Raw genomic sequence first — 21,415 nt, forward strand, 5'->3', positions numbered from 1 at the left:
GCGGCATGGCGGGTTCCTCGCGTGGTCATGGCAGTGTGCCGGCTGCCGCACCGGCCGCCATGGGCCGGTAGTCATCGGTGGCCCGATCGCCGGCAGGGCGGCCGAGGGTGGGTCCGCCGGACCGCTTGGGCTAAAGTACCGCGATGACGAAAGAGCACATTCCCGGCGGCCTGTTGATCGCCATCGAGGGCATCGACGGTGCCGGCAAGTCCACGTTGGCGCGGGGGCTGGCCGACCTGCTGGAACAGGCCGGCGCCGAGGTGGTGCTGAGCAAGGAGCCGACCGACGGGCCGTGGGGCACGCGGCTGCGGGCCTCGGCGGCGACCGGCCGGCTGAGCCCGGAGGAAGAGGTGGACCTGCTGCTGCGCGACCGCCGCCAGCATGTCGAGGAACGGGTGGTGCCGGCGCTGGAGCGCGGCGAGGTGGTGATCCTGGACCGCTATTTCCCGTCGATGGTGGCCTACCAGGGCGCGGCCGGGCTGCCGGTGGACGAACTGCTGGACCTCAACGCCTTCGCGCCGCGCCCGCACCTGCTGCTGCTGCTGGACCTGCCGCCGGCCACCGGGCTGGCGCGCATCCGCGCCCGCGGCGACGTGCCCAACCATTTCGAGACGGCGCAGAACCTGGAGCGCTGCCGGGCGATCTTCCAGCAGCTGGACCTGCCCGACAAACAGGTGATCGACGCCAGCCGGAACGAGGCCGAGGTATTGCAGGCCGCCCGTGCGGCCGTCGCCGCCGCGCTGGCCCGGCGCCCCGGCATGGACGCTGCCCCGCTGCTGCGGCGCCTCCAGGCGTAGTCCATGGCGGCTGCTTCCGGCCGAACCCGCATGCCGTCGCCTCCCCAGCGCCCGACTCGTCAGCATCCTGCAGCGGCGACCGCCGCGCTGCATCCGCGCAACCGCCACCAGGGCCGCTACGACCTGGACCGGCTGGTCGCGGTCCACCCGCCGTTGCGTGCTCATCTGGTCCGCACGCCCGGCGGTGGGCAGAGCATCGATTTCAGCGACCCGGTGGCGGTGCGCGAACTCAACCGCGCGCTGCTCGCCAGCGACTACGGCATCGCGCACTGGACGCTCCCCGACGGCTACCTGTGCCCACCCGTCCCGGGCCGCGCGGATTACCTGCATGGCCTGGCCGACCTGCTGGCGGCGGACAACCAGGGCGCGATTCCGCGCGGCCCCGCGGTGCGCGTGCTGGATATCGGCGTCGGCGCCAACTGCATCTATCCGCTGCTGGGACATGCCGAATACGGCTGGCGTTTCGTCGGCAGCGACATCGAACCGGCAGCGCTGCAGTGCGCCGGCGCCAATGTCCGCGCCAATGGACTGGAGCAGGCGATCGAACTGCGCCGGCAGCACGCGCGCGGCAGCCTGTTCGCCGGCGTGGTGCAGCCGCAGGACCGCTTCCACCTGACGCTGTGCAACCCGCCGTTCCACGCCTCGGCCAAGGAGGCCGCGCAGGGCAGCCAGCGCAAGCTGCGCAATCTCGGCGGCGACACCGCCGCGCCGCGCGGCAGGCCGCCGCCGTTGAACTTCGGCGGGCAGGCCAGCGAACTGTGGTGCACCGGCGGCGAGGCCTCGTTCCTGCGGCGGATGATCCGCGAGAGCGCGGCGGTGCAGGCGCAGGTGCTGTGGTTCAGTTCGCTGGTCGCCAAACGCGAGCATCTGGCCGATATCCACCGGCAACTGGCCAGGGCCGGTGTCGCCGAGGTGCGCGAGGTGCCGATGGCGCAAGGCAGCAAGCAGAGCCGCTTCGTCGCCTGGACCTTCCACGCGGCCGCGCAGAGGATGGGGTGGCAGGCGGGGTAGGACGTGGCGCCATTGGAACATCCGTTGTCGCCGGGCCATGATGGCCTCGGGGAACAGGGAGCGTGAAGAAGATGCCGAGCGAGGCAGCCATGCCGCCACCGATCGGGTGCGGCCGCGTCAACTACGTATTGATCGATCATGAGAACGTACAGCCCACCGATCTGAAGCTGCTGGATCGGGCGGACATCCGCTTGTGGGTGTTCGTGGGCGCGGGCCAGGCCAAGCTGTCCTCCGAACTGGCGATCCAGATGCAGGCCATGCGCGAGCGGGCGGACTACGTGCGCATCTCGGGCAACGGCCCCAATGCGCTGGACTTCCATATCGCCTTCTATATCGGCCAGTTGTCCGGCACCGACCCGCGAGGGTTCTTCCATATCATTTCCAGGGACACCGGCTTCGATCCGCTGGTGGAACACCTGAAGGCCAGGAAGATATTGGCCTGCCGTTCGGCCGCGATTGCCGGGATGCCGCTGTTCAAGCAGGCTGCGGCCACGGGCATGGCGGCGTTACCCGTGGCGAAACCGAAACCGAAACCGAAACCGAAAGCGGTGACGGTGGCGGTAGAGAAGGCTCCTCCGTTGGAACCATCGGGCGAAGTGGCCGCATCCGGCACAGCGGCGGCGGCACAACGGCTGACGCGCATGAAGGCGCTGTTGGCGAAGACGAAAACAGGAAGACCTGGAACGCTGGCCGCATTGAAGAAGCATGTCGCCGCGCATTTCCAGAACCAGATCGGAGCCCAGGACGTGGAGGCGATCGTCGCCGGTCTGAAACAGGCCGGCGTGGTGAAGCTGGAAGGCTTGAAGGTGCGCTACGACTGATCGGTACCGTCCGGCCGGAGCGACGGCAGGGGCCATGGTGCACGCGCTGTTCCGCTCGGCGCGCATCCTGTCCGCCAACCGCCCGGGGGAGCGCTCGGCGATGCCGGACGCATGCTCCAGCCCATCCGGTCACGGCGCCTGAACGCGGTCTCGCCGAAAGTGCGGCTCCCCCTCCAGGAGCTGCTGCATGCGCATCAAACCCCTGTCGCTGGTCTGCCTGACCCTGCTGGCCTCGGCGTGCAGCCCGCCATCGCCGCCGGCCTCCACGCAACAGGACGCGAAGGCGCCGGCCATCCCCGCGACAGCGGCCAATCAGGACGGCGCGGCAACGGCTGGCGACGGCTTCGAGTTCCCGGCGATCCCGCCGATCATGGTGCCCAGCATCGTCGGCAGCGGCCCGGCGCAGAAGCAGCTGGAAGCCTCGATGCAGGCGCTGATCGACCCGGTGGCCGGCATCAGCGTGCGCCCGGCCAACTGCGCCACCGATGGCGCCCTGGTCAACGAGAGCGGGTTCACCAACGTCGATGGCGCCGGCAACCTGCAGCGCATCGGCAAGGAAGGTGTGTTCGAAGTCGCCAGCGACGGCAGCGGCCTGGCGGTGACCGGCGAGGACGTGGTGCGGGTCAATCCCGACGGCAGCGGCAGCATCGTCAACGGCGCCGGCACGTTCGAGGTGCATGCCGACGGCTCGGGCACCTATGTCGGCGAGTTCGGCAATATCGAACTGGACGGCAAGGGCGGAGGCACCTGGGTGGGCGACTTCGGCAACATCGAGAACCACGGCGACGGCTCGGGCCTGTGGATCGGCGAGGAGGGCAGCATCGAGGTGCGCGCCGACGGCTCGGGACGCTGGATCGGCGGGCCGGAAGGCATCGCCGAGAACCGCGGCGACGGCACCGGCACGGTGGGCGCCATCGCGCGCGAGGTGCGCATGGCGCCGTTGCCGCCGCTGCCGCCGGCAGGGCGCTTCCCGCCGCTGGACAAGTTCAAACCCTCCGGCGCGCCGTGCGGCTTCGTCGTCACCCTCAACGACAAGGTGCTGTTCGACTTCGACAAGGCGCAGGTGCGCGCCGACGCGGCCAAGGTGCTGGACGTGCTGGCCGCCGCGCTGGAGAAGGTGCCGTCCCGCGCCATGGAAATCCGCGGTCATACCGACGCCAAGGGCAGCGACGCCTACAACCAGGACCTGTCCGAGCGCCGCGCGCAGGCGGTGGTGGCGGCGCTGCGCCAGCGCGGCGTGGCGCACGACGCCAGCGCGCGCGGCTACGGCGAGTCGCAGCCGGTGGCGCCCAACGAGGTCGACGGCAAGGACAACCCCGGCGGCCGCCAGCTCAACCGCCGCGTGGAGATCTTCGTGCGGACCTGAGCGGAAACCAGGGTCAGCGCCGGGTTTTCCCCTTGAGCCTGGCGCTGGTCGTGCCGGCAGTAGAAACCTGACTCTGACCCTGGTTCTTCCCCGGGCTCAAGGATCAAGCCCGGCGCCGGCTCCGGCCTTCAGTGCGCCCACCACGCCGCCGGCACCGGCATCGGCGCGTCGCCATCGACGCTGACCTGCAGGTCGAGCACGCGGTCGCCGCCGCCCTGGAAATAACGCAGTTCGAAGGCATGCGCGCCGCGCGCCAGCGCGCGGCTGCCATGGGTGGTGCCCGGCGACTGCGGGCCGTCGCGGTCGATCAGCAGCGTGCCGTCGAGCAGCAGGCGCGCGCCGTCGTCCGATGCCAGCGAGAATCTGTATACGCCGTCGGCGGGAACGCGCAGGACGCCGCGATAGCGCAGGCCGAAACGCTCCTGCCGGGCGAAATCCGGCAGGTCGACGACATCGGCGGTATCCGAGCGCGTCGGGCGCATGCCGGGCAGCTCGTCGGTGCGGCGCACCGGGGCTTCGAAATAGTCGCGCTGCAGGCCGGGCCGGCGCGCCGCGGCGGCCTCGGGCGATGCCGCCTGCAACGTAGTCCGCGCGTAGCTGGCGCGCATCGTCGGCCCCAGGCGACCATCGGCGGTGAGCAGGCGCGCCGCCACCTGCACGGGCGCCTGGTCCAGTGCTAGCGCCAGCGGACCGGTGTAGCGCGGCGAGTCCGCGTTGGGGTCGCTGCCATCGGTGGTGACGACGATGGCGGCATCGTCCAGCGGCGAACGCAGCGCCACCGTGCCCGTCGGCGCCAGCGTCAGCACGTCGCCATCCAGCCCCAGCACCTCGGGCACGCGGTAGTTGACGTTCATGCGGCCCAGCGCGGCCAGCTGTGGCCCCAGCCGCGCGGCGAAGCCGTCCCAGTCGCGGCGCGCCGGCGCCGACCACAGCACCTCGCTCATCGCCAGCGCGCGCGGCCACAGCATGTACTCGGCGGCCTGCGGCGTGCGGATGTGCTCGGTCCACAGGTTGGCCTGCCCGCCGCGCACGTGCGCAGCCTGCGCCGGCGTGAGCTGCGCGGGCACCGGCTCGAAGGCATAGACCTGCCGCAATGGCAGGTACTGTGGGCAGTACGGTTCGTCGGCCGCGCGCGACTGGCAGTAGTCGAAATAGGAATACGACACCGGCGTCATCACCACGTCGTAGCCGCGCCGCGCCGCCTCGATGCCTTCGCCGATGCTGCGCCAGGCCATGATCGTGGTGCTCTTGGCCGGGTCGCCGGCGAGCATCTCGTCCCAGGCCAGCATGCGCCGGCCGTGCTGCTGCAGGTAACGCTCCACCCGGCGCATGAACCAGCCCTGCAGCGCGTGTTCGTCCTTCAGCCCCTCGCGGCGGATGATCTCCTGCGCGAGCGGGCTCTGCTGCCAGCGCACGACCGGCGCCTCGTCGCCGCCGAGATGGATGTATTCGGAGGGGAAGATCGCCATCACCTCGTCGAGCACGTTCTCGACGAAGGCGAAGGTCAGCTCGCCCGGGCACACCACGTTGTCGTCCACGCCCCAGTCCACCCGCACCTGGAACGGCCCCGGCGTGCACGCCAGTTCGGGATAGGCGGCCTGCACGGCGACGGTATGGCCGGGCATCTCGATCTCCGGCACCACGGTGATGTGCAGCCTGCGCGCGTACTCGACGATCTCGCGCGCCTGCGCCTGGGTGTAGAAGCCGCCGTAGCGCGTGCCGTCGTAGTCGATGCGGCCATCGCGCCGGTGCAGCGCGGTCTGCGCGCGCCACGCGCCGACTTCGGTGAGCTTCGGGTAGCGCTTGATCTCCAGCCGCCAGCCCTGGTCGTCGGTGAGGTGCCAGTGCAGCACGTTGAACTTGTAGCGCGCCATCAGCTCCAACTGGCGCTCGATGTAGTCCATCGGGAACAGATGGCGCGCCACGTCCAGGTGCAGGCCGCGCCAGGCGAAGCGCGGCGCGTCGTCGATGGCGGCGTGGGCGATGCCGTCGCCGCCGTCGGCCAGCAGCTGGCGCAGGGTCTGCAGGCCGTAGAACAGGCCGGCGTCGCCGGCCGCGCGCAGGTGGATGCCACGCTCGTCCACGCGCAGGGTGTAGGCCTCGGGGTTGGCGCTGGCATCGCCGTCCAGGGTCAGGGTGAGGTCGGCGGGTGCGCGGCTGCCGGCCGCCGCCAGCGGGCGCTGCCACGCCGCCTGCAGGATGTCGCCGGCCAGCGCGCGCAGCGCATCCAGTCGCGCCGGGTCGCCTTCGGCAGCGATGCGCAGCATGGCGCCGGGGCGATAGCGGCCCGGTTGCACGTCGAGCCGCGTGGGCAGGGGCACCACCGATGGCGTGGCGGGCGCGGCGGCCGGCGACAGCGCCGGCCAGCCCAGGGCGAAGGCGAGCAGCAGCGCGTGGGAGGCGTTCAGGGGCATGCGGGTCTCCAAGGGAGAAGTGACATGGAAAGGTGGCGCTTTCCCGCGCGCGCCGACATGATCCAGCGGACAGGGTCGGGCGGGGACGGATGGAGCGGACGATGAAGACGACAGGAATCCTGCGTGGCCTGGCCGCGCTGCTGCTGGGCCTGGCCGGCGCCTGCGCGGACGCGGCGCCGCGCGCGCCGAACGTGATCGTGGTGACGCTGGACGGCGTGCGCGTGCAGGAACTCTTCGGCGGCATGGATACGGAGATCGCGCGTGCCGCCGGCGACGGCGGCGAGGACGCCGGCCAGTTCGATCGCTACCGCGGCGACAGCGCCGCGCAGCGGCGCGAGCGGTTGATGCCGTTCTTCTGGGGCACGCTGATGCGCGAACACGGCTGGGTCGCCGGCAACGCCGCGCTGGGCAGCCGCGTGCAGCTGGGCAACCGCATGCGCTTCTCCTATCCCGGCTACGCCGAACTGCTGACCGGCGTGCCGCGCGACGACAAGGTCACCAGCAACGCCGCCATCCAGAGCCCGTACCCGACGGTGCTGGAGTTCGTGCGCGAACAGCTGCGCCTGCCGCGCGCCAAGGTCGCCGCGTTCGGCTCGTGGGACCGCTTCGTCGGCATTCCCGAACACACGCCCGGCAGCATCACCGTCAACGCCGGCTTCATGCCGTTCGTTGACAGCGACCCGGGCATCCAGCGGCTCGACGCGATCCAGGCGCAGGCGCGCACCTGGCGCCACGAGCGCTTCGACGCCTTCACCGCCGCGTTCGCGCTGCGCTACCTGGAACGCGAACGGCCGCGCCTGCTCTACGTGGGCCTGGGCGACACCGACGAATGGGCGCACGCCGGCCGCTACATCGACACGCTCGAAGGCCTCGCCCTGGCCGACCGTTTCCTGCAGACGCTGTGGCAGTGGCTGCAGTCGCAGCCGGACTACCGCGACAACACCGTGCTGGTGATCGCCACCGACCACGGACGCGGCCGCGGCGTGCGCGACTGGAGCGACCACGGGCCGGAGGTGGAAGGCGCGCAGGACGTGTGGCTGGCGATGGCTGGTCCCGGCCAGACGCGGCGCGGCGAACTGCGGCAGGCGCCGGAGCTGCGCCAGGGGCAGATCGCCGCCAGCATCGCCGCGCCGTTCGGCCTGGACTTCCGCCGCATGGAGCCGAAGGCCGGCGAACCGGTGCAGGAAACGCTGCGGCGGCCCTGAGCGGCGCGCGCGCTGGCCTATACTCCCCGCATGTCCCCGTCTATGAAGTCGTAACGGATGCGGAGCCAACGCGTGCCAGTCAAGAGCATCCAGAACCGCCGCCTCTACCAGCAGATCGCCGACCAGCTGCGCGGCATGATCAACCGTGGCGAGTACCCGCCGGGCAGCTACCTGCCGCCCGAACGCGAACTGTCGCAGCAGTTCGGCGTCAGCCGCACTTCGCTGCGCGAGGCGCTGATCGCGCTGGAAGTGCTGGGCCTGGTGCGCGTGCGCGTCGGCGACGGCGTCAGCGTGGTCGGGCCGGAGCCGAGCGAGGCGACGGCCAGCGTCGGCGCGCTGGACCGCGCCCGCCAGCTCAACCCGTGGACGCTGGACCCGGAGCTGGGCGTGGTGGCCGATTTCGACGCCGAGATCCCGCCGTTCTCGCTGCTGAGCGCGCGCCGGCTGGTGGAACCGGAAGCGGCGGCGCTGGCCGCGGAGAACGCCTCCGACGAGGAAATCGCCGGCATCGAGGACGCGCTGCAGCGGAACATCGCCGACAACCTGCACAGCTCCACCACCCATCCGGGCGACCGCCTGCTGCACGTGCGCATCGCCGACGCCAGCGGCAACCCGGCCTATTCGCTGCTGATCCGCCACCTGCTCGGGCACCGCTACGGCGCCATGTTCCAGCGCCTGCAGCATCTGTACACGCCGCACGACATGCCGCACCGCTCGGAGAACGAGCACCAGGCCATCGTCGACGCGATCCGCGCGCGCGACGCGGCGGCCGCACGCAAGGCCATGCGCGTGCACCTGGATTCGGTGATCCGCATCTTCTCGCGCGGCAAGGCCTGACCGGGCGTTCACCGGCGTCGCCCGTGCGTGGACGCCGGCGCGTGGCGGCGTACGCGCGTGCTCACGCCCGCGGCCGTGCGTACAGCCCGTAGCCGGCCACGACCGCGAAGCACAGCGCCGGCACCCAGAACGCGCTCTCGATGCCGCGCGCATCGGCGATGCGGCCCATGAACCACGGCACGATGGCGCCGCCGACGATCGCCATGATGATGAAGCTGGCGCCGCGCTTGGTCTGCGCGCCCAGCCCCTTCACGCCCAGCGCGAAGATGGTGGGGAACATCATCGACATGAAGAAGAACACCGCGATCAGCGCGGCCACCGAGACCTTGCCCAGGCCGGCGACGACCACGCCGCACAACACGATGTTGACCACCGCGTACACCGCCAGCAGCCGCGCCGGCGACACCGCGCCCATCAGCGCGGTGGTCAGGAAACGCCCGGCCAGGAAGCAGCCCAGCGCCACGGCTAGCAGGTAGGCGGCGCGCTCGGAGGACAGCCCCGGCACGTGGTCGACCGCGTAGTTGATGAAGAACGCGCCCACTCCGACCTGCGCGGCGACGTAGAAGAACTGCGCCACCACCGCGAACACGAAATGGCGTTGCGCGAACAGCGGCACGTGGCCGGTTGCCGCCGTGGCCACGGCCGCCTCGCCGGTCGCTTCCGGCATGCGCGTGCGCCACACCAGCACCGCGATCGCGATGACCACGATGGCGGTGGCGACATAGATCAGCTGCACGCCGTGGCTGCCGGAAATGCCCGAGGCCGAGGCGCCGAAGAACAGCTTGCCGCCGATGAAGGGCGCGATGAAGGTGCCCAGGCCGTTGAACGACTGCGCCAGGTTGAGCCGGCGTTCCGAACTCTCCGCCGGGCCGAGCACGGTCGCATAGGGGTTTGCCGCGGTTTCCAGGCAGGCAAGCCCGCAGGCGATCACGAACAGGGCGAACAGGAAGTACTCGAACACGCCGGCCGCGGTGGCCGGGATGAACAGCAGCGCGCCGGCGGCGAACAGGCCCAGCCCGAGCAGGATGCCGGTCTTGTAGCCGTGGCGTTCCATCAGCCGCGCCGCCGGCAGCGCCATCAGGAAATAGGCGCCGAAGTAGGCCGCCTGCAGCAGCGCCGAGCGCGCGCGGGTGATGTCCAGCGCCTCCTGGAAATGCTTGTTGAGCACGTCCAGCAGGCCGTAGGAAAAACCCCACAGGAAGAACAGGCTGGTGACCAGCACGAAGGCCAGGCGGTAGCGGCGTGCGCCGGCGTCTTGCGGGATCGGGGCGGCGGTGCCGGGCAGTGCGGGCATGGCGGTGGCTCCTGCGGGTCGGGGTCAGTCGGCGTCGGTGAGGCGGAACAGGCACTGCATCGGCGTCCACTTGGCGCCGTCCGGCGTCCACGGCGTGGCCGCCTGGAATTTCCACATCAGTTCTTCCCAGGCGCGCAGGCGCGGGTCGCCGGACTCGGCCGCGGCCATGCGTGCGGCGTCGAACACGGCGTCGTCGGTATCCATCACCATCACCATGCGCGTGCCCAGGCGGAAGATCTCCAGCTCGCGCACGCCGTGGCCGCGCAGGTGCGCCAGCACCTCCGGCCACACCGCGCGGTGGTGCGCCTCGTACCGCGCGATCAGCGCCGGGTCGTCCTTCAGGTCGAGTGCGAGGCAGTGGCGCATGGGATGGTTTCCTCAGGTCAGCGCACGGTCGAGGTGGGTGTAGCCGCCGTCCACGAACAGCCATTGCCCGGTGACGTGCGAGGCGCGCGCCGACAGCAGGAACAGCACGGTGTCGGCGATCTCGTCGTCGCGGGTCATGCGCCGTCCCAGCGGGATGCGGCGGGCGATGTCGGCGAGCCTGGCCTCGGGGTCGTCGAAGCCGGCGATCCACGCGCGGTACAGCGGCGTCATCACCTCGGCGGGCACCACCGCGTTCACGCGCACGCCGTCGCCGGCCAGCGACGCGGCCCATTCGCGGGTCAGCGACAGCTGCGCGCCCTTGGACGCGCAGTAGCCGCTGGTATTGCCCTGGCCGGTGAGCGCGGTCTTGGACGAGATGTTGACGATGGCGCCGCGCGCGGCCTTCAGCGCGTCCACGCACAGGTGCGCCATCACGTAGTAGTGGATCAGGTTGCGCTCCAGCGAGGCGAGGAAAGCCTCGCGCCCGGCGTCCAGGCCGACGCCGTCGTTGACCCCGGCATTGTTGACCAGGCCGTGCAGCGCGCCGAATTCGGCCAGCACGTCGCGCACCGCTGCCGCGCAGGCGTCGCCGTCGGCCAGTTCCAGCGGAAAGAAGCGCGCGCGCGGCTGCAGCGCCTGCAGCCGCTGCGCGAAACCGGCCTCCGGCGCGCCGCGCGCCAACACCACCGGGATGGCGCCTTCGCCGGCCAGCGCCAGCGAGACCGCACCGCCGATGCCGGCGTCGCCGCCGGTCACGATCACCACCTTGTCGCGCAGTTGCAGGTCCATCACTCCACTCCCCCGGGAAGCACGCCATAGCAGCGCGCGGCATTGTCGCCCCACAGTTGCGCCTGTTCGCCGCCGGAAAGCCGCGCGGCCCAGTCGCGCACCAGGGTGGCGACGGCGGCATGGTCGGCGCGCAGCAGGCACACCGGCCAGTCCGAGCCGAACATCAGGCGTTCCGGGCCGAAAGCCTCCAGCGCCGCGTCGAGGTGGCGATGGATCGCATCGGTGTCCACTCGCATACCGACGACCTCGGTGACCAGCCCGGATACCTTGCACAGCACGTGCGGCAGCGCCGCCACGTCGCGCAGGTGGCGGCGCCATGCGTCCTCGCCGTCGCTGCCGATGGCCGGCTTGCCGAGGTGGTCGAGCACCAGCCAGTGGCGGTCGTGGCGCGTGCAGAACGCCGCCACCGGCGCCAGCTGCGCCGGGCCGCGGACGAGGATGTCGTAGACCAATGCCCGCTCCTGCAGCGCGCGCATGCCGCGGGCGAAGCGCGCATCGGCCAGGGTCGCTGCCACGTCGGCGTCGTCCTGCAGCAGGTGGCGCACGCCGGCGAAGCGCGGCTGGCTGCGCCAGTACGCCAGCCGCTCGCCGGCATCGGCGGCGAACAGGTCGACCCAGCCGACCACCGCGGCGATGTGCGGATGCTGCCGTGCCAGCTCCAGCAGGAAGTCGTTCTCGGCCTCGCTGGCGCGCGCCTGCACGGCGATGCAGGCATCGATGCCGGCGGCGTCGAGCAGTGGCAGCACCGCGTCCGGCAGATGGTCGCGGCGCAGCGCCTCCATGCCGGCGCCCATCCACGGATAGTCCGGCGCGCTGTAGCGCCAGAAATGCTGGTGGGCATCGATGCGCAGGCTCACGGCGTCGCCTCGGCGCGCGGGGCGACGGTGACCGCGTCGAAGCGCAGGCCCAGGTCCTGCGCCGGGTAGGCCGGCGCGGCCAGTTCCACGCGGATCGGCGTGGCGCCGGCGTCGGCACCGGGCAATACGAACGGACCGATGGCCTGCGTGCGCAGTGCCGCGCCATCGACTTCGCGCTGCTGGTCGCCGACATGGAGGCGGTAGCGCTGTTGCGCAGGCGCCTGCACGCCATCGAAGCGCAGCCAGGCCACCGCCTGCGGCGCGCTGCCGCGCAGCGCGGCCTGCAGCGACACCGTGGTGGTCTGCTGGGTGCGGTAGCCGCTGCCGAAGGCGAAGCTGGTGCCGGGCTGCCAGGCCTGCATCGGCAGGGTGGCGCGGCCGTCGGGCGACAGCGTGACGGTGCCCGGCGGCACGATGCGCGCCGGTCCGTCCAGTTCCAGGCGCAGCACCGGCAGCACCGGATCGGGCGCCTGCGCCGGCAGTTCGATCACCACGTCGTCGCCCTGCCGGCGCCAGGCCAGCGGCACGGCGTCGCTGCCGGCCACGCGCACCGCGCGCGGATCGCTGGCCAGGCCGCGCACCACCAGGTCGCCGCCATGCCAGTCGCGCACGAACAGATACAGCCCGCCGGCGTCGGCCAGGGTGCTGCCCCACGGCTGCGGCGGCAGGCCGCTGGGGCGCGCGTCCAGCGCGGCGTTGCCCTGGCGCTGCAGCCACTGGCGGAGGCCGCGCAGCACCTCGGCCTCGAACGGCACGATGGCGCCACTGCCCTCCGGTCCGATGTTGAGCAGGTAGTTGCCGCCGGCCGCGCGCGCCTGCGCCAGGCCGTTGGCCAGTTCGCGCAGCTTGCCCGGCAGGTCGTCGCGCGCCTGCCAGCGGCGGTAGCCCCAGGTGGCGTGGTAGATCGAGGCGGGCACCTCGAACGGCGGCCGCATGGTCGGCGGCGGCGCCTCGTTGTCGCCCAGGGTCACGAAGTCGCCGGCGTTGTTCCAGATGCGGCCGTTGATCGCCGCGTCCGGCTGCAGCCGGCGCACGATGCCGGCGAAGCGCCGGCTCTGCGTGGCGGTGGGCGCGGCCATGTCGAACCACACCTCGGCGATCGGCCCGTAGTTGGTCATCAGCTCGGTGAGCTGCTGTTCGATCAGCGGCTCCATCGCCGGCGGGATCGGGTTGCTGTTGTTCTGCACCTCGGTCTCGTGGCCGGCATGCCAGTCCACCAGTGAGAAGTACACGCCGAAGCCGACGCCGAGCCTGCGGCAGGCGGCGGACAGCAGCTTGAGCGGGTCGCGGCCGAACGGCGTGCGCTTGACGATGCTGTAGTCGGTGCTCGCCGTGTCGAACATGGCGAAGCCGTCGTGGTGCTTGCTGGTGACGACGATGTAGCGCGCACCGGCGTCGCGGGCCAAGGTGCAGATCGCGTCGGCGTCGAAGGCCGGCGCGGCGAAGCGCTCGGCCACCTGGGCGTAGTCGGCCGGCGGAATCTTCGCCCAGCCCTGGATCTGCTCCGAATAGCCCTGGGTGACCGGCCTGCCCTGCCATTGCCCGCCGAGTTCCGAATACAGGCCCCAGTGCACGAACATGCCGTAGCCCAGCGCATGCCAGCGCGCCAGCCGCGCCTGTTCGCCCGTTTCCTCCGCCGCCGCGGCTTCGCCTCCGACCGGCATCGCGGAGGGTTCGCGGCGGCAACCGCCGGCGGCCAGCAGCGCCGCGCCGAGCAGCGCGGCCAGCGCCGCCGGGCGGAGGCGGGCATGGTTCACGCGGTACCGCCGCGGTGGACGCTGCCGTCCGGGTAGCGGTACTGCTGGCGGCTGTCGGCCTTCATCGTGATCGAGAAGCCCGGCGCGGCCGGCGGCAGGTAGGCGGCGTCGCGGATCGTGCATGGGTCCAGGAAGTGCTCGTGCAGGTGGTCCACGTATTCCACCACGCGGCCCTCGCGGGTGCCGGCGATGCACACGTAGTCGATCATCGCCAGGTGCTGCACGTATTCGCACAGGCCGACGCCGCCGGCGTGCGGGCACACCGGCAGGCCGTACTTGGCGGCCAGCAGCAGGATCGCCAGCACCTCGTTGACGCCGCCGACGCGGCAGGCGTCGATCTGCACCACGTCGATGGCGCCGCCGGCGATGAACTGCTTGAACATCACCCGGTTCTGGCACATCTCGCCGGTGGCGACCTGCACCGGCGCCACGCCCTGGCGGATGGCGCGGTGCCCGGCCACGTCGTCGGGGCTGGTGGGTTCCTCGATGAACCACGGCCGCGCGAACGCCAGCTCGCGCACCCAGTCGATGGCCTGGCCGACATCCCAGATCTGGTTGGCGTCGATCATCAGCCGGCGCTGCGGGCCGAGCACCTCGCGGGCGATGCGCACGCGGCGGATGTCGTCCTGCAGGTCGCGGCCGACCTTCAGCTTCACATGGTCGAAGCCGGCGTCCACCGCTTCCTGGCACAGCCGGCGCAGCTTGTCGTCCGGGTAACCGAGCCAGCCGGCGGAGGTGGTGTAGCAGGGGTAGCCCTCGCGTTCGAGGGTGGCGATGCGCTCGGCCTTGCCGGCCTCGCGTCCGCGCAGCAGGGCCAGCGCCTCGTCGGCGGTGATGGCGTCGCTGAGATAGCGGAAGTCCACGCAGCGCACCAGTGCTTCCGGCGTCATCTCCGCCACCAGCCGCCACACCGGCTTGCCCTCGGCCTTGGCCCACAGGTCCCACACGGCGTTGACCACCGCGCCGGTGGCCAGGTGCATGGCGCCCTTGTCCGGGCCGATCCAGCGCAGCTGGCTGTCGGAGGTGACGTGGCGCCAGAAGCGGCCCATGTCCGCGGCGATCCAGTCCAGTTCCAGGCCGACCACGAGGTGCCGCAGCGCCTCGATCGCCGCGCAGCACACCTCGTTGCCGCGGCCGATGGTGAAGGTCAGGCCGTGGCCTTCCAGGCCCGCCCGGCTGGTTTCCAGCACCACGTAGGCAGCCGAGTAGTCCGGGTCGGGGTTCATCGCGTCCGAGCCGTCGAGCTGGCGCGAGGTGGGGAAGCGGAGGTCCTCGACCCGCAGGCCGGTGATGCGCACGCCGTCGGCGGCTGCGTTCATGCCTGCACCACCTGCTGCCGCTGTTCGCCCAGCCCGGCGATGCCCAGGCGCATGATCTGGCCGGCGCGCAGGTAGACCGGCGGCTTCTGCCCCAGGCCCACGCCCGGCGGGGTGCCGGTGGAGATCACGTCGCCCGGCTGCAGGCTCATGAAACGGCTCAGGTAACTGACCAGGAACGGGATGCCGAACACCATGGTGCGGGTGTTGCCGTCCTGATAGCGGTGGCCGTCCACTTCCAGCCACAGGTCCAGCGCCTGCGGGTCGGCGATCTCGTCGGCGGTGACCAGCCACGGGCCGAGCGGGCCGAAGGTGTCGCAGCCCTTGCCCTTGTCCCAGGTGCCGGTGCCCTCGAGCTGGAACTCGCGCTCGGAGACGTCGTTGACCACGCAGTAGCCGGCCACGTGGTCCATCGCGTCGGCCTCGTCGATGTAGCGTCCGCCGCGGCCGATCACCACGCCCAGCTCCACTTCCCAGTCGGTCTTGCGCGAGCCGCGCGGGATCCGCACGTCGTCGTCGGGCCCGCAGATGGCGCTGGTCCACTTGTTGAACACCACCGGCTCGGCCGGCACCTGCGCGCCGGTCTCGGCGGCGTGGTCGGAATAGTTCAGGCCGATGCACACGAACTTGCCGACCCGGCCCACGCAGGGGCCGATGCGCGGCGTGCCCGGCACCGCCGGCAGGGTGGCCGGGTCCAGCGCACGCAGGCGCTGCAGGCCTTCGGGGGTGAGCGTGTCGCCGGCGATGTCGGCGACCACCGCCGACAGGTCGCGCAGCTGTCCCGAAGCGTCCAGCAGTCCCGGCTTTTCCGCGCCGTGCGGGCCGTAGCGCAGCAGTTTCATGGTGGGTTCCTTTCCTGGGGGGAGGGGGAGGTCAGTTGATCCAGCCGCCGTCGATGACGTGGATGGCGCCGGTGGTGAAGGCCGATTCGTCGCTGGCCAGGTGCACCGCCAGCGCGGCGATTTCCTCGGGGCGGCCGAGCCGGCCCATCGGCTGGCGGCCGACGAACGCGGCCTGCACCGCCTCGACGCTGCTGCCCTGCTGGCGCGCCTGCTCGGCGATGCGTGCCTCCAGCGACGGCGAGCCCACGGTGCCGGGGCAGATGGCGTTGCAGCGGATGCCTTGGCCCACGTAGTCGGCGGCGACCGCCTTGCTCAGGCCGATCACCGCCGCCTTGGTGGTGCCGTAGATGAAGCGGTTGGGCACGCCCTTGATGCTGGAGGCCACCGAGGCGACGTTGATGATCGAGCCGCCGCCGCGCGCCAGCATGCCCGGCAGCAGGGCGCGGACCAGGTGGAACATCGAGCCGACGTTGAGCTGCCAGGCCAGGTCCCATTCCTGCTCGCTCGCGTCCAGGATGCTGCCGCTGTGCACGTAGCCGGCGCAGTTGAACAGCACGTCCACCGCGTCGTCGGTGCCGGCGTGGCGGGCGGCCAGCGCGGCGATGGCGGCGCGGTCGGTCACGTCCAGGTGCAGCGGCACCAGCGCCTCGCCTGCTTCCTCCCGCAGGCGTTGCAGGGCGTCCCGGTTGATGTCGGCGGCGATCACCCGCGCGCCCTCGCGGACGAAGGCCAGCGCGGTGGCGCGGCCGATGCCCTGCGCGGCGGCGGTGACCAGGGCGTGTTTGCCTTGCAGGCGCATTGGTTGGACTCCAGGAATGATTGGTACAGCGGTTGGACCAATGCTATCGTGCCACGGGTCTGTTGCAAACGGGGTACGGGAATGGCGCGGGGATCGACGGGGATGCGGAAGGCGACGCGGGCCATGGCCGGGCTGGCCGTCGCGCTGGCGCTGGCCGGCTGTGGCGGAAGCGGCGGCGGCGAGTCCGCGCCGGTGGCGCCGGTCGAGGCGTTCGCCGCCGGCGGCCCGCCGCCGCTGATCCCGCAGCCGATGCGGGTGGACCCGGCGCAGGGCCGCTTCGTGCTGACCGCCGATACCCGCGTGGTCGCCGCACCCGGCGATGCCGCCGCCCGCGAGGCGGCCGCGCGGTTCGTCGAACTGGTGCGCGAAAGCACCGGCGCCACGCTGGTGCTCGGCGCCGCCGCCGGCGCGGGCGCGATCGTCTTCGCGACCGATCCGCAGGCGGGCAACGCCGAAGGCTATGCGCTGGAGGTCGGCGACGCCGGTGTCCGCGTGTCCGCCGGCGACGCGGCCGGGCTGTTCTATGGCGGCGTCAGCCTGTGGCAGCTGCTGGGCGCGGCCGATGCCCTGCCGGTGGCCGTGCCGGGGCTGCGCATCGCCGACGCGCCGCGCTTCCGCTGGCGCGGCTTCATGCTCGACTCGGCCCGCCACTTCCAGAGCGTGGAGGAGATCAAGCGCCTGCTCGACCAGATGGCGCGGCACAAGCTCAACACCTTCCACTGGCACCTGACCGACGACCAGGGCTGGCGGCTGGAAATAAAGCAGTACCCCAAGCTGACCGAAGTCGGCGCATGGCGGGTGCCGGCCGGCAAGGCCGGGGTCGGCGCCGGTGGGCAGCCGGTGCGCTACGGCGGCTTCTACACCCAGGCGCAGGCGCGCGAGGTGGTCGAATACGCGCGCAGGCTGCATATCACCGTGGTGCCGGAGATCGAGATGCCCGGCCACGCCCAGGCCGCCATCGCCGCCTATCCCGAATTCGGCGCCAGCGGCAAGGCGCCGCCGGTGTCGCCGGACTGGGGCGTGCACACCTGGCTGTACGGCGTGGACGACCCGACCTTCAATTTCCTGGAGAACGTGCTGACCGAGGTGATGGACATCTTCCCCGGCACCTTCATCCACATCGGCGGCGACGAGGCCGACAAGTACCAGTGGCGCAACTCGCCGCAGGTGCAGGCCAAACGCGAGGCGCTGGGGCTGAAGGACGACATGGCCCTGCAGAGCTGGTTCGTCAAGCGCATCGAGACCTTCCTCGTCGCCCACGACCGCCGCCTGATCGGCTGGGACGAGATCCTCGAAGGCGGGCTGCCGCCGGAGGCCACGGTGATGTCCTGGCGCGGCATGAAGGGGGCGGTGGAAGCGGCGCGCGAAGGCCACGACGTGGTGCTCAGCCCCAGCGACATCACCTACATCAACCGCATGCAGTCCGAGGAAGCCGACGAACCGCCGGGCCACGACAGCCCGATTTCGCTGGAAAAGATCTACGCCTTCGAGCCGGTGCCGCCGGAACTGGATGCCGGACAGGCCAGGCACGTGCTCGGCACCCAGGCCAACCTGTGGACCGAACACGTGCGCACCGAACCGCGCGTGGAACACCTGGCCTTCCCGCGGCTGTCGGCGCTGGCCGAGGTGGCGTGGTCGCCGAAGGACGCGCGCGACTGGCAGGGCTTCCTGCACCGCCTGGCCCCGCAGATGCGCCGCTTCGCCCATGCCGGTATCGGCGCGGCCGACAGCGTCTTCGCCGCGCGCATCCATGCCGAGCCGCAGGGTGAGGGTGCGACGGTGGCGCTGGCCAACCAGAGCGGCTTCGGCGAACTGCGCTACACCACCGACGGCAGCGAACCGAGCGCGCAGTCGCCGCTGTACGCGCAACCGTTGCAGGTGGCGCTGCCGACCACGGTGACCGCCAATGCCTTCCTCGACGGCCAGCCGCTGGCCAGGCCGCGCAGCCTGCGCATCGACGCGCTGGCGCTGCGCACCCGCCAGGCCGAGCAGCTGGCGCCGTGCGGCAAGAGCACCTTCGTGCTGCGGCTGGAGGACGACGAACCGCTGGACGGCGAGCGCGCGGTGGTGCCGGTGAACATCGGCACGCCGTGCTGGAAATGGCCGGCCGCAATGCTGGACGGCATCGCCGTGCTGCGCGTGCAGGCGCTGGACCTGCCCTACAACTTCCAGTTCGGCGGCGATTCGATGGACAAGCCGGTGCCGCCGGCCGCGGTTGGTGAGCTGGAAGTGCGGCTGGATGGCTGCGACGGCCCGCTGCTGGCCAAGGCGCAGGTGCAGCCGCAGACCAGTGCGGTCAAGCAGCTGGACGTGGCGCTGCCGCCAACCCGCGGCAGCCACGACCTGTGCCTGACGTTCGCCGGCAGCCCCAGCCCGGTGCTGTGGGCGATCGATAGCGCGCAGCTGCTGACCGCCGAGGAAGCGCGCTGATGCGCCGCGCGCTGTTGGCGGCCGGCATGCTGGCGGCGACGGCGGCCGGTCACGCCGCTGCACCGGTGGCCGAGCCGGCACCGGCGTTCGTGCCGCTGCCGGCGATCTACCACGACGGCTGGATCGACCTGGACAAGAACGGCCGCAAGGATCTCTACGAAGATCCGGACGCCGACATCGACGCCCGCGTCGAGGACCTGCTGGCGCGCATGAACCGCGACGAGAAGACCGTGCAGCTGGCCACGCTGTACGGTTACGGCCGCGTGCTGGAGGACCCGCTGCCTACCGCGCGCTGGAAAAGCGCGCTGTGGAAGGACGGCATCGGCAACATCGATGAGATGCACAATGGCTACGGCGGCGGCAAGGCCAGCCCCTACGCCACCGACCTGCGCCGCCACGTGTGGGCGATGAACCAGGTGCAGCGCTTCTTCATCGAGCAGACCCGGCTCGGCGTTCCCGCCGACTTCAGCAACGAGGGCATCCGCGGCGTCGAGGCGCACGGCGCCACCAGCTTCCCCAGCCAGCTCGGCATCGGCCACAGCTGGAACCCGGCGCTGGTGCGGCGCATCGGCCGCATCACTGGGCTGGAGGCGCGCGCGCTGGGCTACAGCAACGTCTACGCGCCGATCCTCGACGTGGCCCGCGACCAGCGCTGGGGGCGCATGGAGGAGGTCTATGGCGAAGACCCGTACCTGGTCTCGCGGCTGGGCGTGGAAATGGTGAAGGGCATGCAGCAGGACCACGCCGTCGCTTCCACCGCCAAGCACTTCGTCGTCTACAGCGCCAACAAGGGCGCGCGCGAATTCATGGCGCGCACCGACCCGCAGGTGGCCCCGCGCGAGGTCGAGGACATCCATGTCGCCCCATTCGCCGCCGCGATCCGCGAGGCCGGGCTGCTCGGCGTGATGAGTTCCTACAACGACTACGACGGCGTGCCGGTGACCGGCAGCCACTACTGGCTCACCGAGCGCCTGCGCGGCGAGTTCGGTTTCCGCGGCTACGTCGTCTCCGACAGCGAGGCGGTGGAATACCTGCATACCAAGCACGCCGTGGCCGCAGACGCCAAGGACGCGGTGCGGCAGGCGGTGCAGGCCGGCCTGAACGTGCGCACCAACTTCACCCCGCCGCAGGACTACGTGCTGCCGCTGCGCGCGGCGCTGGACGACGGCTCGCTGGCGATGGCCACGGTCGATGACCGCGTGCGCGACGTGCTGCGGGTGAAGTTCCAGCTCGGCCTGTTCGACCACCCTTACGTCGCCGACGCCGAGGCCAGCGCGAAGTTGGTGAACTCGGCCGCACACCGGGAGGTGGCCTTGCAGGCCGCGCGCGAGAGCCTGGTGCTGCTGAAGAACGCCGGCGACGCGCTGCCGCTGCGCAGGGACCTGAAGACGGTGGCGGTGATCGGCCCCAACGCCGACGACGGCCGCTATTCGCACCGCCACTACGGCCCCAGCGGCGGCCACGTTGTCACCGTGCTGGAAGGCGTGCGCGCCAAGCTGGGCGGCAGCGCGAACGTGCGTTACGCCAAGGGCGTGGACGTGGCCGGCGACAACTGGCCGGCGATCGAAGTGCTGCCCGAACCGCTCAGCGCCGCCGAGCGCGCCGGCATCGACGAGGCGGTGCGCGCCGCGACCGGCGCCGACGTGGCGGTCGTGGTGCTGGGCGACGGCGACCGCACCGTCGGCGAGAGCCTGAGCCGCACCAGCCTCGACCTGCCGGGCCGGCAACTTGAATTGCTGCAGGCGGTGCAGGCCACCGGCACCCCGGTGGTGCTGGTGCTGATCACCGGCCGGCCGATCAGCATCAACTGGGCCGACACCCACGTACCGGCAATCCTCGAAGCCTGGTTCCCCGGCGACCACGGCGGCACCGCGATTGCCGATGCCCTGTTCGGCGACTACAACCCCGGCGGCAAGCTCACCGTCACCTTCCCGCGCAGCGCCGGGCAGCTGCCGTACAACTTCCCGACCAAGCCCAACGCGCAGTCGGAGCTGGAGAAGTCGCGCGTCAATGGTGCGCTGTACTACTTCGGCCATGGCCTGAGCTACACCACGTTCGCCTACGACAACCTGCGCATCGAACCGAAGCGGGTGCCGGCGGGCGGCGACGTCACCGTGCGCATCGACGTGCGCAACAGCGGCACGCGCGCCGGCGACGAGGTGGTGCAGCTCTATACCCGCGACCTGGTCAGCTCGGTGACCACCTACGAGAAGAACCTGCGCGGCTTCGCGCGCGTGCACCTGCAACCCGGGCAGACGCGCACGCTCGCCTTCACCCTGAAGCCGGCCGACCTGGCGTTGCTGGACCGGCAGATGCGGCGCGTGGTCGAGCCCGGTACCTTCCGGGTGATGCTGGGCGGCGGTTCGGAGGACATCCGCCAGCAGGGCGAGTTCGAGGTGTTGCCGTGATTTGCAGCCCCTCTCCCTTCGGGATGAGAGGGGCGGTGTGCGAACCAGCGGTTCGCTGCCCCGCGAACGCCCTCGCGCTGGCGCAAGGGCCGGGGCGCGGAGCGGG

17 protein-coding genes are annotated in these 21,415 nt (G+C 71.5%); 8 read left to right on the forward strand and 9 right to left on the reverse strand.

The window, feature by feature from the left end; genetic code table 11:
- The first annotated feature begins 143 nt into the window (after positions 1-143).
- The 4 genes from tmk to CQ393_RS16970 all read left to right on the forward strand — a co-directional run bounded on the left by tmk (position 144) and on the right by CQ393_RS16970 (position 3,995).
- A complete protein-coding gene (gene tmk, locus CQ393_RS16955) occupies positions 144-797 on the forward strand; it encodes a dTMP kinase (protein ID WP_153193298.1) in 654 nt (217 codons plus the stop codon).
- 30 nt (positions 798-827) lie between these two features.
- Positions 828-1,808: a 23S rRNA (adenine(1618)-N(6))-methyltransferase RlmF gene (rlmF, locus tag CQ393_RS16960; protein WP_153193300.1), complete on the forward strand. Its 981-nt coding sequence runs from the start codon at positions 828-830 to the stop codon at positions 1,806-1,808.
- Between the two features lie 71 nt (positions 1,809-1,879).
- Positions 1,880-2,629 carry a PIN domain-containing protein gene (locus CQ393_RS16965; RefSeq protein ID WP_228114644.1) on the forward strand — a complete coding sequence of 250 codons (750 nt, stop codon included), beginning with the start codon at positions 1,880-1,882 and terminating at the stop codon, positions 2,627-2,629.
- Positions 2,630-2,816: 187 nt separating this feature from the next.
- Complete coding sequence (locus CQ393_RS16970) at positions 2,817-3,995, forward strand: OmpA family protein (RefSeq protein WP_153193304.1); 1,179 nt, start codon at positions 2,817-2,819, stop codon at positions 3,993-3,995.
- A gap of 128 nt (positions 3,996-4,123) precedes the next feature.
- On the opposite strand, the gene CQ393_RS16975 is transcribed toward CQ393_RS16970, so the two are convergent.
- The gene (locus CQ393_RS16975; protein WP_153193313.1) at positions 4,124-6,409 is read right to left on the reverse strand and encodes a family 20 glycosylhydrolase; all 2,286 of its coding nucleotides are present in this window, start codon (positions 6,407-6,409) and stop codon (positions 4,124-4,126) included.
- A 101-nt stretch (positions 6,410-6,510) separates the two neighbouring features.
- Here CQ393_RS16975 and CQ393_RS16980 point away from each other — a divergent pair, with 101 nt between their 5' ends.
- Both CQ393_RS16980 and CQ393_RS16985 read left to right on the forward strand, forming a co-directional pair.
- Positions 6,511-7,614: an alkaline phosphatase family protein gene (locus CQ393_RS16980; protein ID WP_194269703.1), complete on the forward strand. Its 1,104-nt coding sequence runs from the start codon at positions 6,511-6,513 to the stop codon at positions 7,612-7,614.
- 72 nt (positions 7,615-7,686) lie between these two features.
- A complete protein-coding gene (locus tag CQ393_RS16985) occupies positions 7,687-8,451 on the forward strand; it encodes a GntR family transcriptional regulator (RefSeq protein ID WP_343200022.1) in 765 nt (254 codons plus the stop codon).
- A 61-nt stretch (positions 8,452-8,512) separates the two neighbouring features.
- Here the strand turns inward: CQ393_RS16985 and fucP are convergent, their stop codons facing one another.
- Genes fucP through CQ393_RS17025 form a run of 8 tightly spaced genes read right to left on the reverse strand, consistent with a single transcriptional unit; the run spans position 8,513 to position 16,471 of the window.
- The gene (fucP, locus tag CQ393_RS16990; protein ID WP_153193330.1) at positions 8,513-9,745 is read right to left on the reverse strand and encodes an L-fucose:H+ symporter permease; all 1,233 of its coding nucleotides are present in this window, start codon (positions 9,743-9,745) and stop codon (positions 8,513-8,515) included.
- A 24-nt stretch (positions 9,746-9,769) separates the two neighbouring features.
- Positions 9,770-10,111, reverse strand: a complete 342-nt coding sequence (locus CQ393_RS16995) for an L-rhamnose mutarotase (protein ID WP_153193332.1) — start codon at positions 10,109-10,111, stop codon at positions 9,770-9,772.
- A gap of 12 nt (positions 10,112-10,123) precedes the next feature.
- Complete coding sequence (locus CQ393_RS17000; RefSeq protein ID WP_153193335.1) at positions 10,124-10,900, reverse strand: SDR family oxidoreductase; 777 nt, start codon at positions 10,898-10,900, stop codon at positions 10,124-10,126.
- Complete coding sequence (locus CQ393_RS17005) at positions 10,900-11,757, reverse strand: amidohydrolase family protein (protein ID WP_343200023.1); 858 nt, start codon at positions 11,755-11,757, stop codon at positions 10,900-10,902. Before CQ393_RS17005 ends, CQ393_RS17000 begins: the two co-directional genes overlap by 1 nt.
- Complete coding sequence (locus CQ393_RS17010; protein ID WP_194269704.1) at positions 11,754-13,514, reverse strand: alpha-L-fucosidase; 1,761 nt, start codon at positions 13,512-13,514, stop codon at positions 11,754-11,756. The genes CQ393_RS17005 and CQ393_RS17010 overlap by 4 nt, the downstream gene beginning before the upstream one ends.
- Positions 13,511-14,833: an L-fuconate dehydratase gene (locus CQ393_RS17015; RefSeq protein WP_153193339.1), complete on the reverse strand. Its 1,323-nt coding sequence runs from the start codon at positions 14,831-14,833 to the stop codon at positions 13,511-13,513. Before CQ393_RS17015 ends, CQ393_RS17010 begins: the two co-directional genes overlap by 4 nt.
- Positions 14,830-15,672, reverse strand: a complete 843-nt coding sequence (locus CQ393_RS17020) for an ureidoglycolate lyase (RefSeq protein WP_153193341.1) — start codon at positions 15,670-15,672, stop codon at positions 14,830-14,832. The genes CQ393_RS17015 and CQ393_RS17020 overlap by 4 nt, the downstream gene beginning before the upstream one ends.
- A 31-nt stretch (positions 15,673-15,703) precedes the next feature.
- The gene (locus tag CQ393_RS17025; protein ID WP_153193343.1) at positions 15,704-16,471 is read right to left on the reverse strand and encodes an SDR family oxidoreductase; all 768 of its coding nucleotides are present in this window, start codon (positions 16,469-16,471) and stop codon (positions 15,704-15,706) included.
- Between the two features lie 123 nt (positions 16,472-16,594).
- Here CQ393_RS17025 and CQ393_RS17030 point away from each other — a divergent pair, with 123 nt between their 5' ends.
- A complete protein-coding gene (locus CQ393_RS17030; protein WP_194269705.1) occupies positions 16,595-18,901 on the forward strand; it encodes a family 20 glycosylhydrolase in 2,307 nt (768 codons plus the stop codon).
- On the forward strand, positions 18,901-21,309 hold the full coding sequence (locus CQ393_RS17035) for a glycoside hydrolase family 3 N-terminal domain-containing protein (RefSeq protein WP_153193347.1): 2,409 nt from the start codon (positions 18,901-18,903) through the stop codon (positions 21,307-21,309). The genes CQ393_RS17030 and CQ393_RS17035 overlap by 1 nt, the downstream gene beginning before the upstream one ends.
- The last annotated feature ends 106 nt before the right edge of the window (positions 21,310-21,415 follow it).

The organism is Stenotrophomonas sp. MYb238 (assembly GCF_009496535.1).
Taxonomy (GTDB): domain Bacteria; phylum Pseudomonadota; class Gammaproteobacteria; order Xanthomonadales; family Xanthomonadaceae; genus Stenotrophomonas.

Bases quoted from the DNA above. Each gene is read 5' to 3' on its own strand.
- tmk (WP_153193298.1), top strand. From the start codon at position 144: ATGACGAAAGAGCACATTCCCGGCGGCCTGTTGATCGCCATCGAGGGC.
- rlmF (WP_153193300.1), top strand. From the start codon at position 828: ATGCCGTCGCCTCCCCAGCGCCCGACTCGTCAGCATCCTGCAGCGGCG.
- CQ393_RS16965 (WP_228114644.1), top strand. From the start codon at position 1,880: ATGCCGAGCGAGGCAGCCATGCCGCCACCGATCGGGTGCGGCCGCGTC.
- CQ393_RS16970 (WP_153193304.1), top strand. From the start codon at position 2,817: ATGCGCATCAAACCCCTGTCGCTGGTCTGCCTGACCCTGCTGGCCTCG.
- CQ393_RS16975 (WP_153193313.1), bottom strand. From the start codon at position 6,409: ATGCCCCTGAACGCCTCCCACGCGCTGCTGCTCGCCTTCGCCCTGGGC.
- CQ393_RS16980 (WP_194269703.1), top strand. From the start codon at position 6,511: ATGAAGACGACAGGAATCCTGCGTGGCCTGGCCGCGCTGCTGCTGGGC.
- fucP (WP_153193330.1), bottom strand. From the start codon at position 9,745: ATGCCCGCACTGCCCGGCACCGCCGCCCCGATCCCGCAAGACGCCGGC.
- CQ393_RS16995 (WP_153193332.1), bottom strand. From the start codon at position 10,111: ATGCGCCACTGCCTCGCACTCGACCTGAAGGACGACCCGGCGCTGATC.
- CQ393_RS17000 (WP_153193335.1), bottom strand. From the start codon at position 10,900: ATGGACCTGCAACTGCGCGACAAGGTGGTGATCGTGACCGGCGGCGAC.
- CQ393_RS17015 (WP_153193339.1), bottom strand. From the start codon at position 14,833: ATGAACGCAGCCGCCGACGGCGTGCGCATCACCGGCCTGCGGGTCGAG.
- CQ393_RS17020 (WP_153193341.1), bottom strand. From the start codon at position 15,672: ATGAAACTGCTGCGCTACGGCCCGCACGGCGCGGAAAAGCCGGGACTG.
- CQ393_RS17025 (WP_153193343.1), bottom strand. From the start codon at position 16,471: ATGCGCCTGCAAGGCAAACACGCCCTGGTCACCGCCGCCGCGCAGGGC.
- CQ393_RS17030 (WP_194269705.1), top strand. From the start codon at position 16,595: ATGGCCGGGCTGGCCGTCGCGCTGGCGCTGGCCGGCTGTGGCGGAAGC.
- CQ393_RS17035 (WP_153193347.1), top strand. From the start codon at position 18,901: ATGCGCCGCGCGCTGTTGGCGGCCGGCATGCTGGCGGCGACGGCGGCC.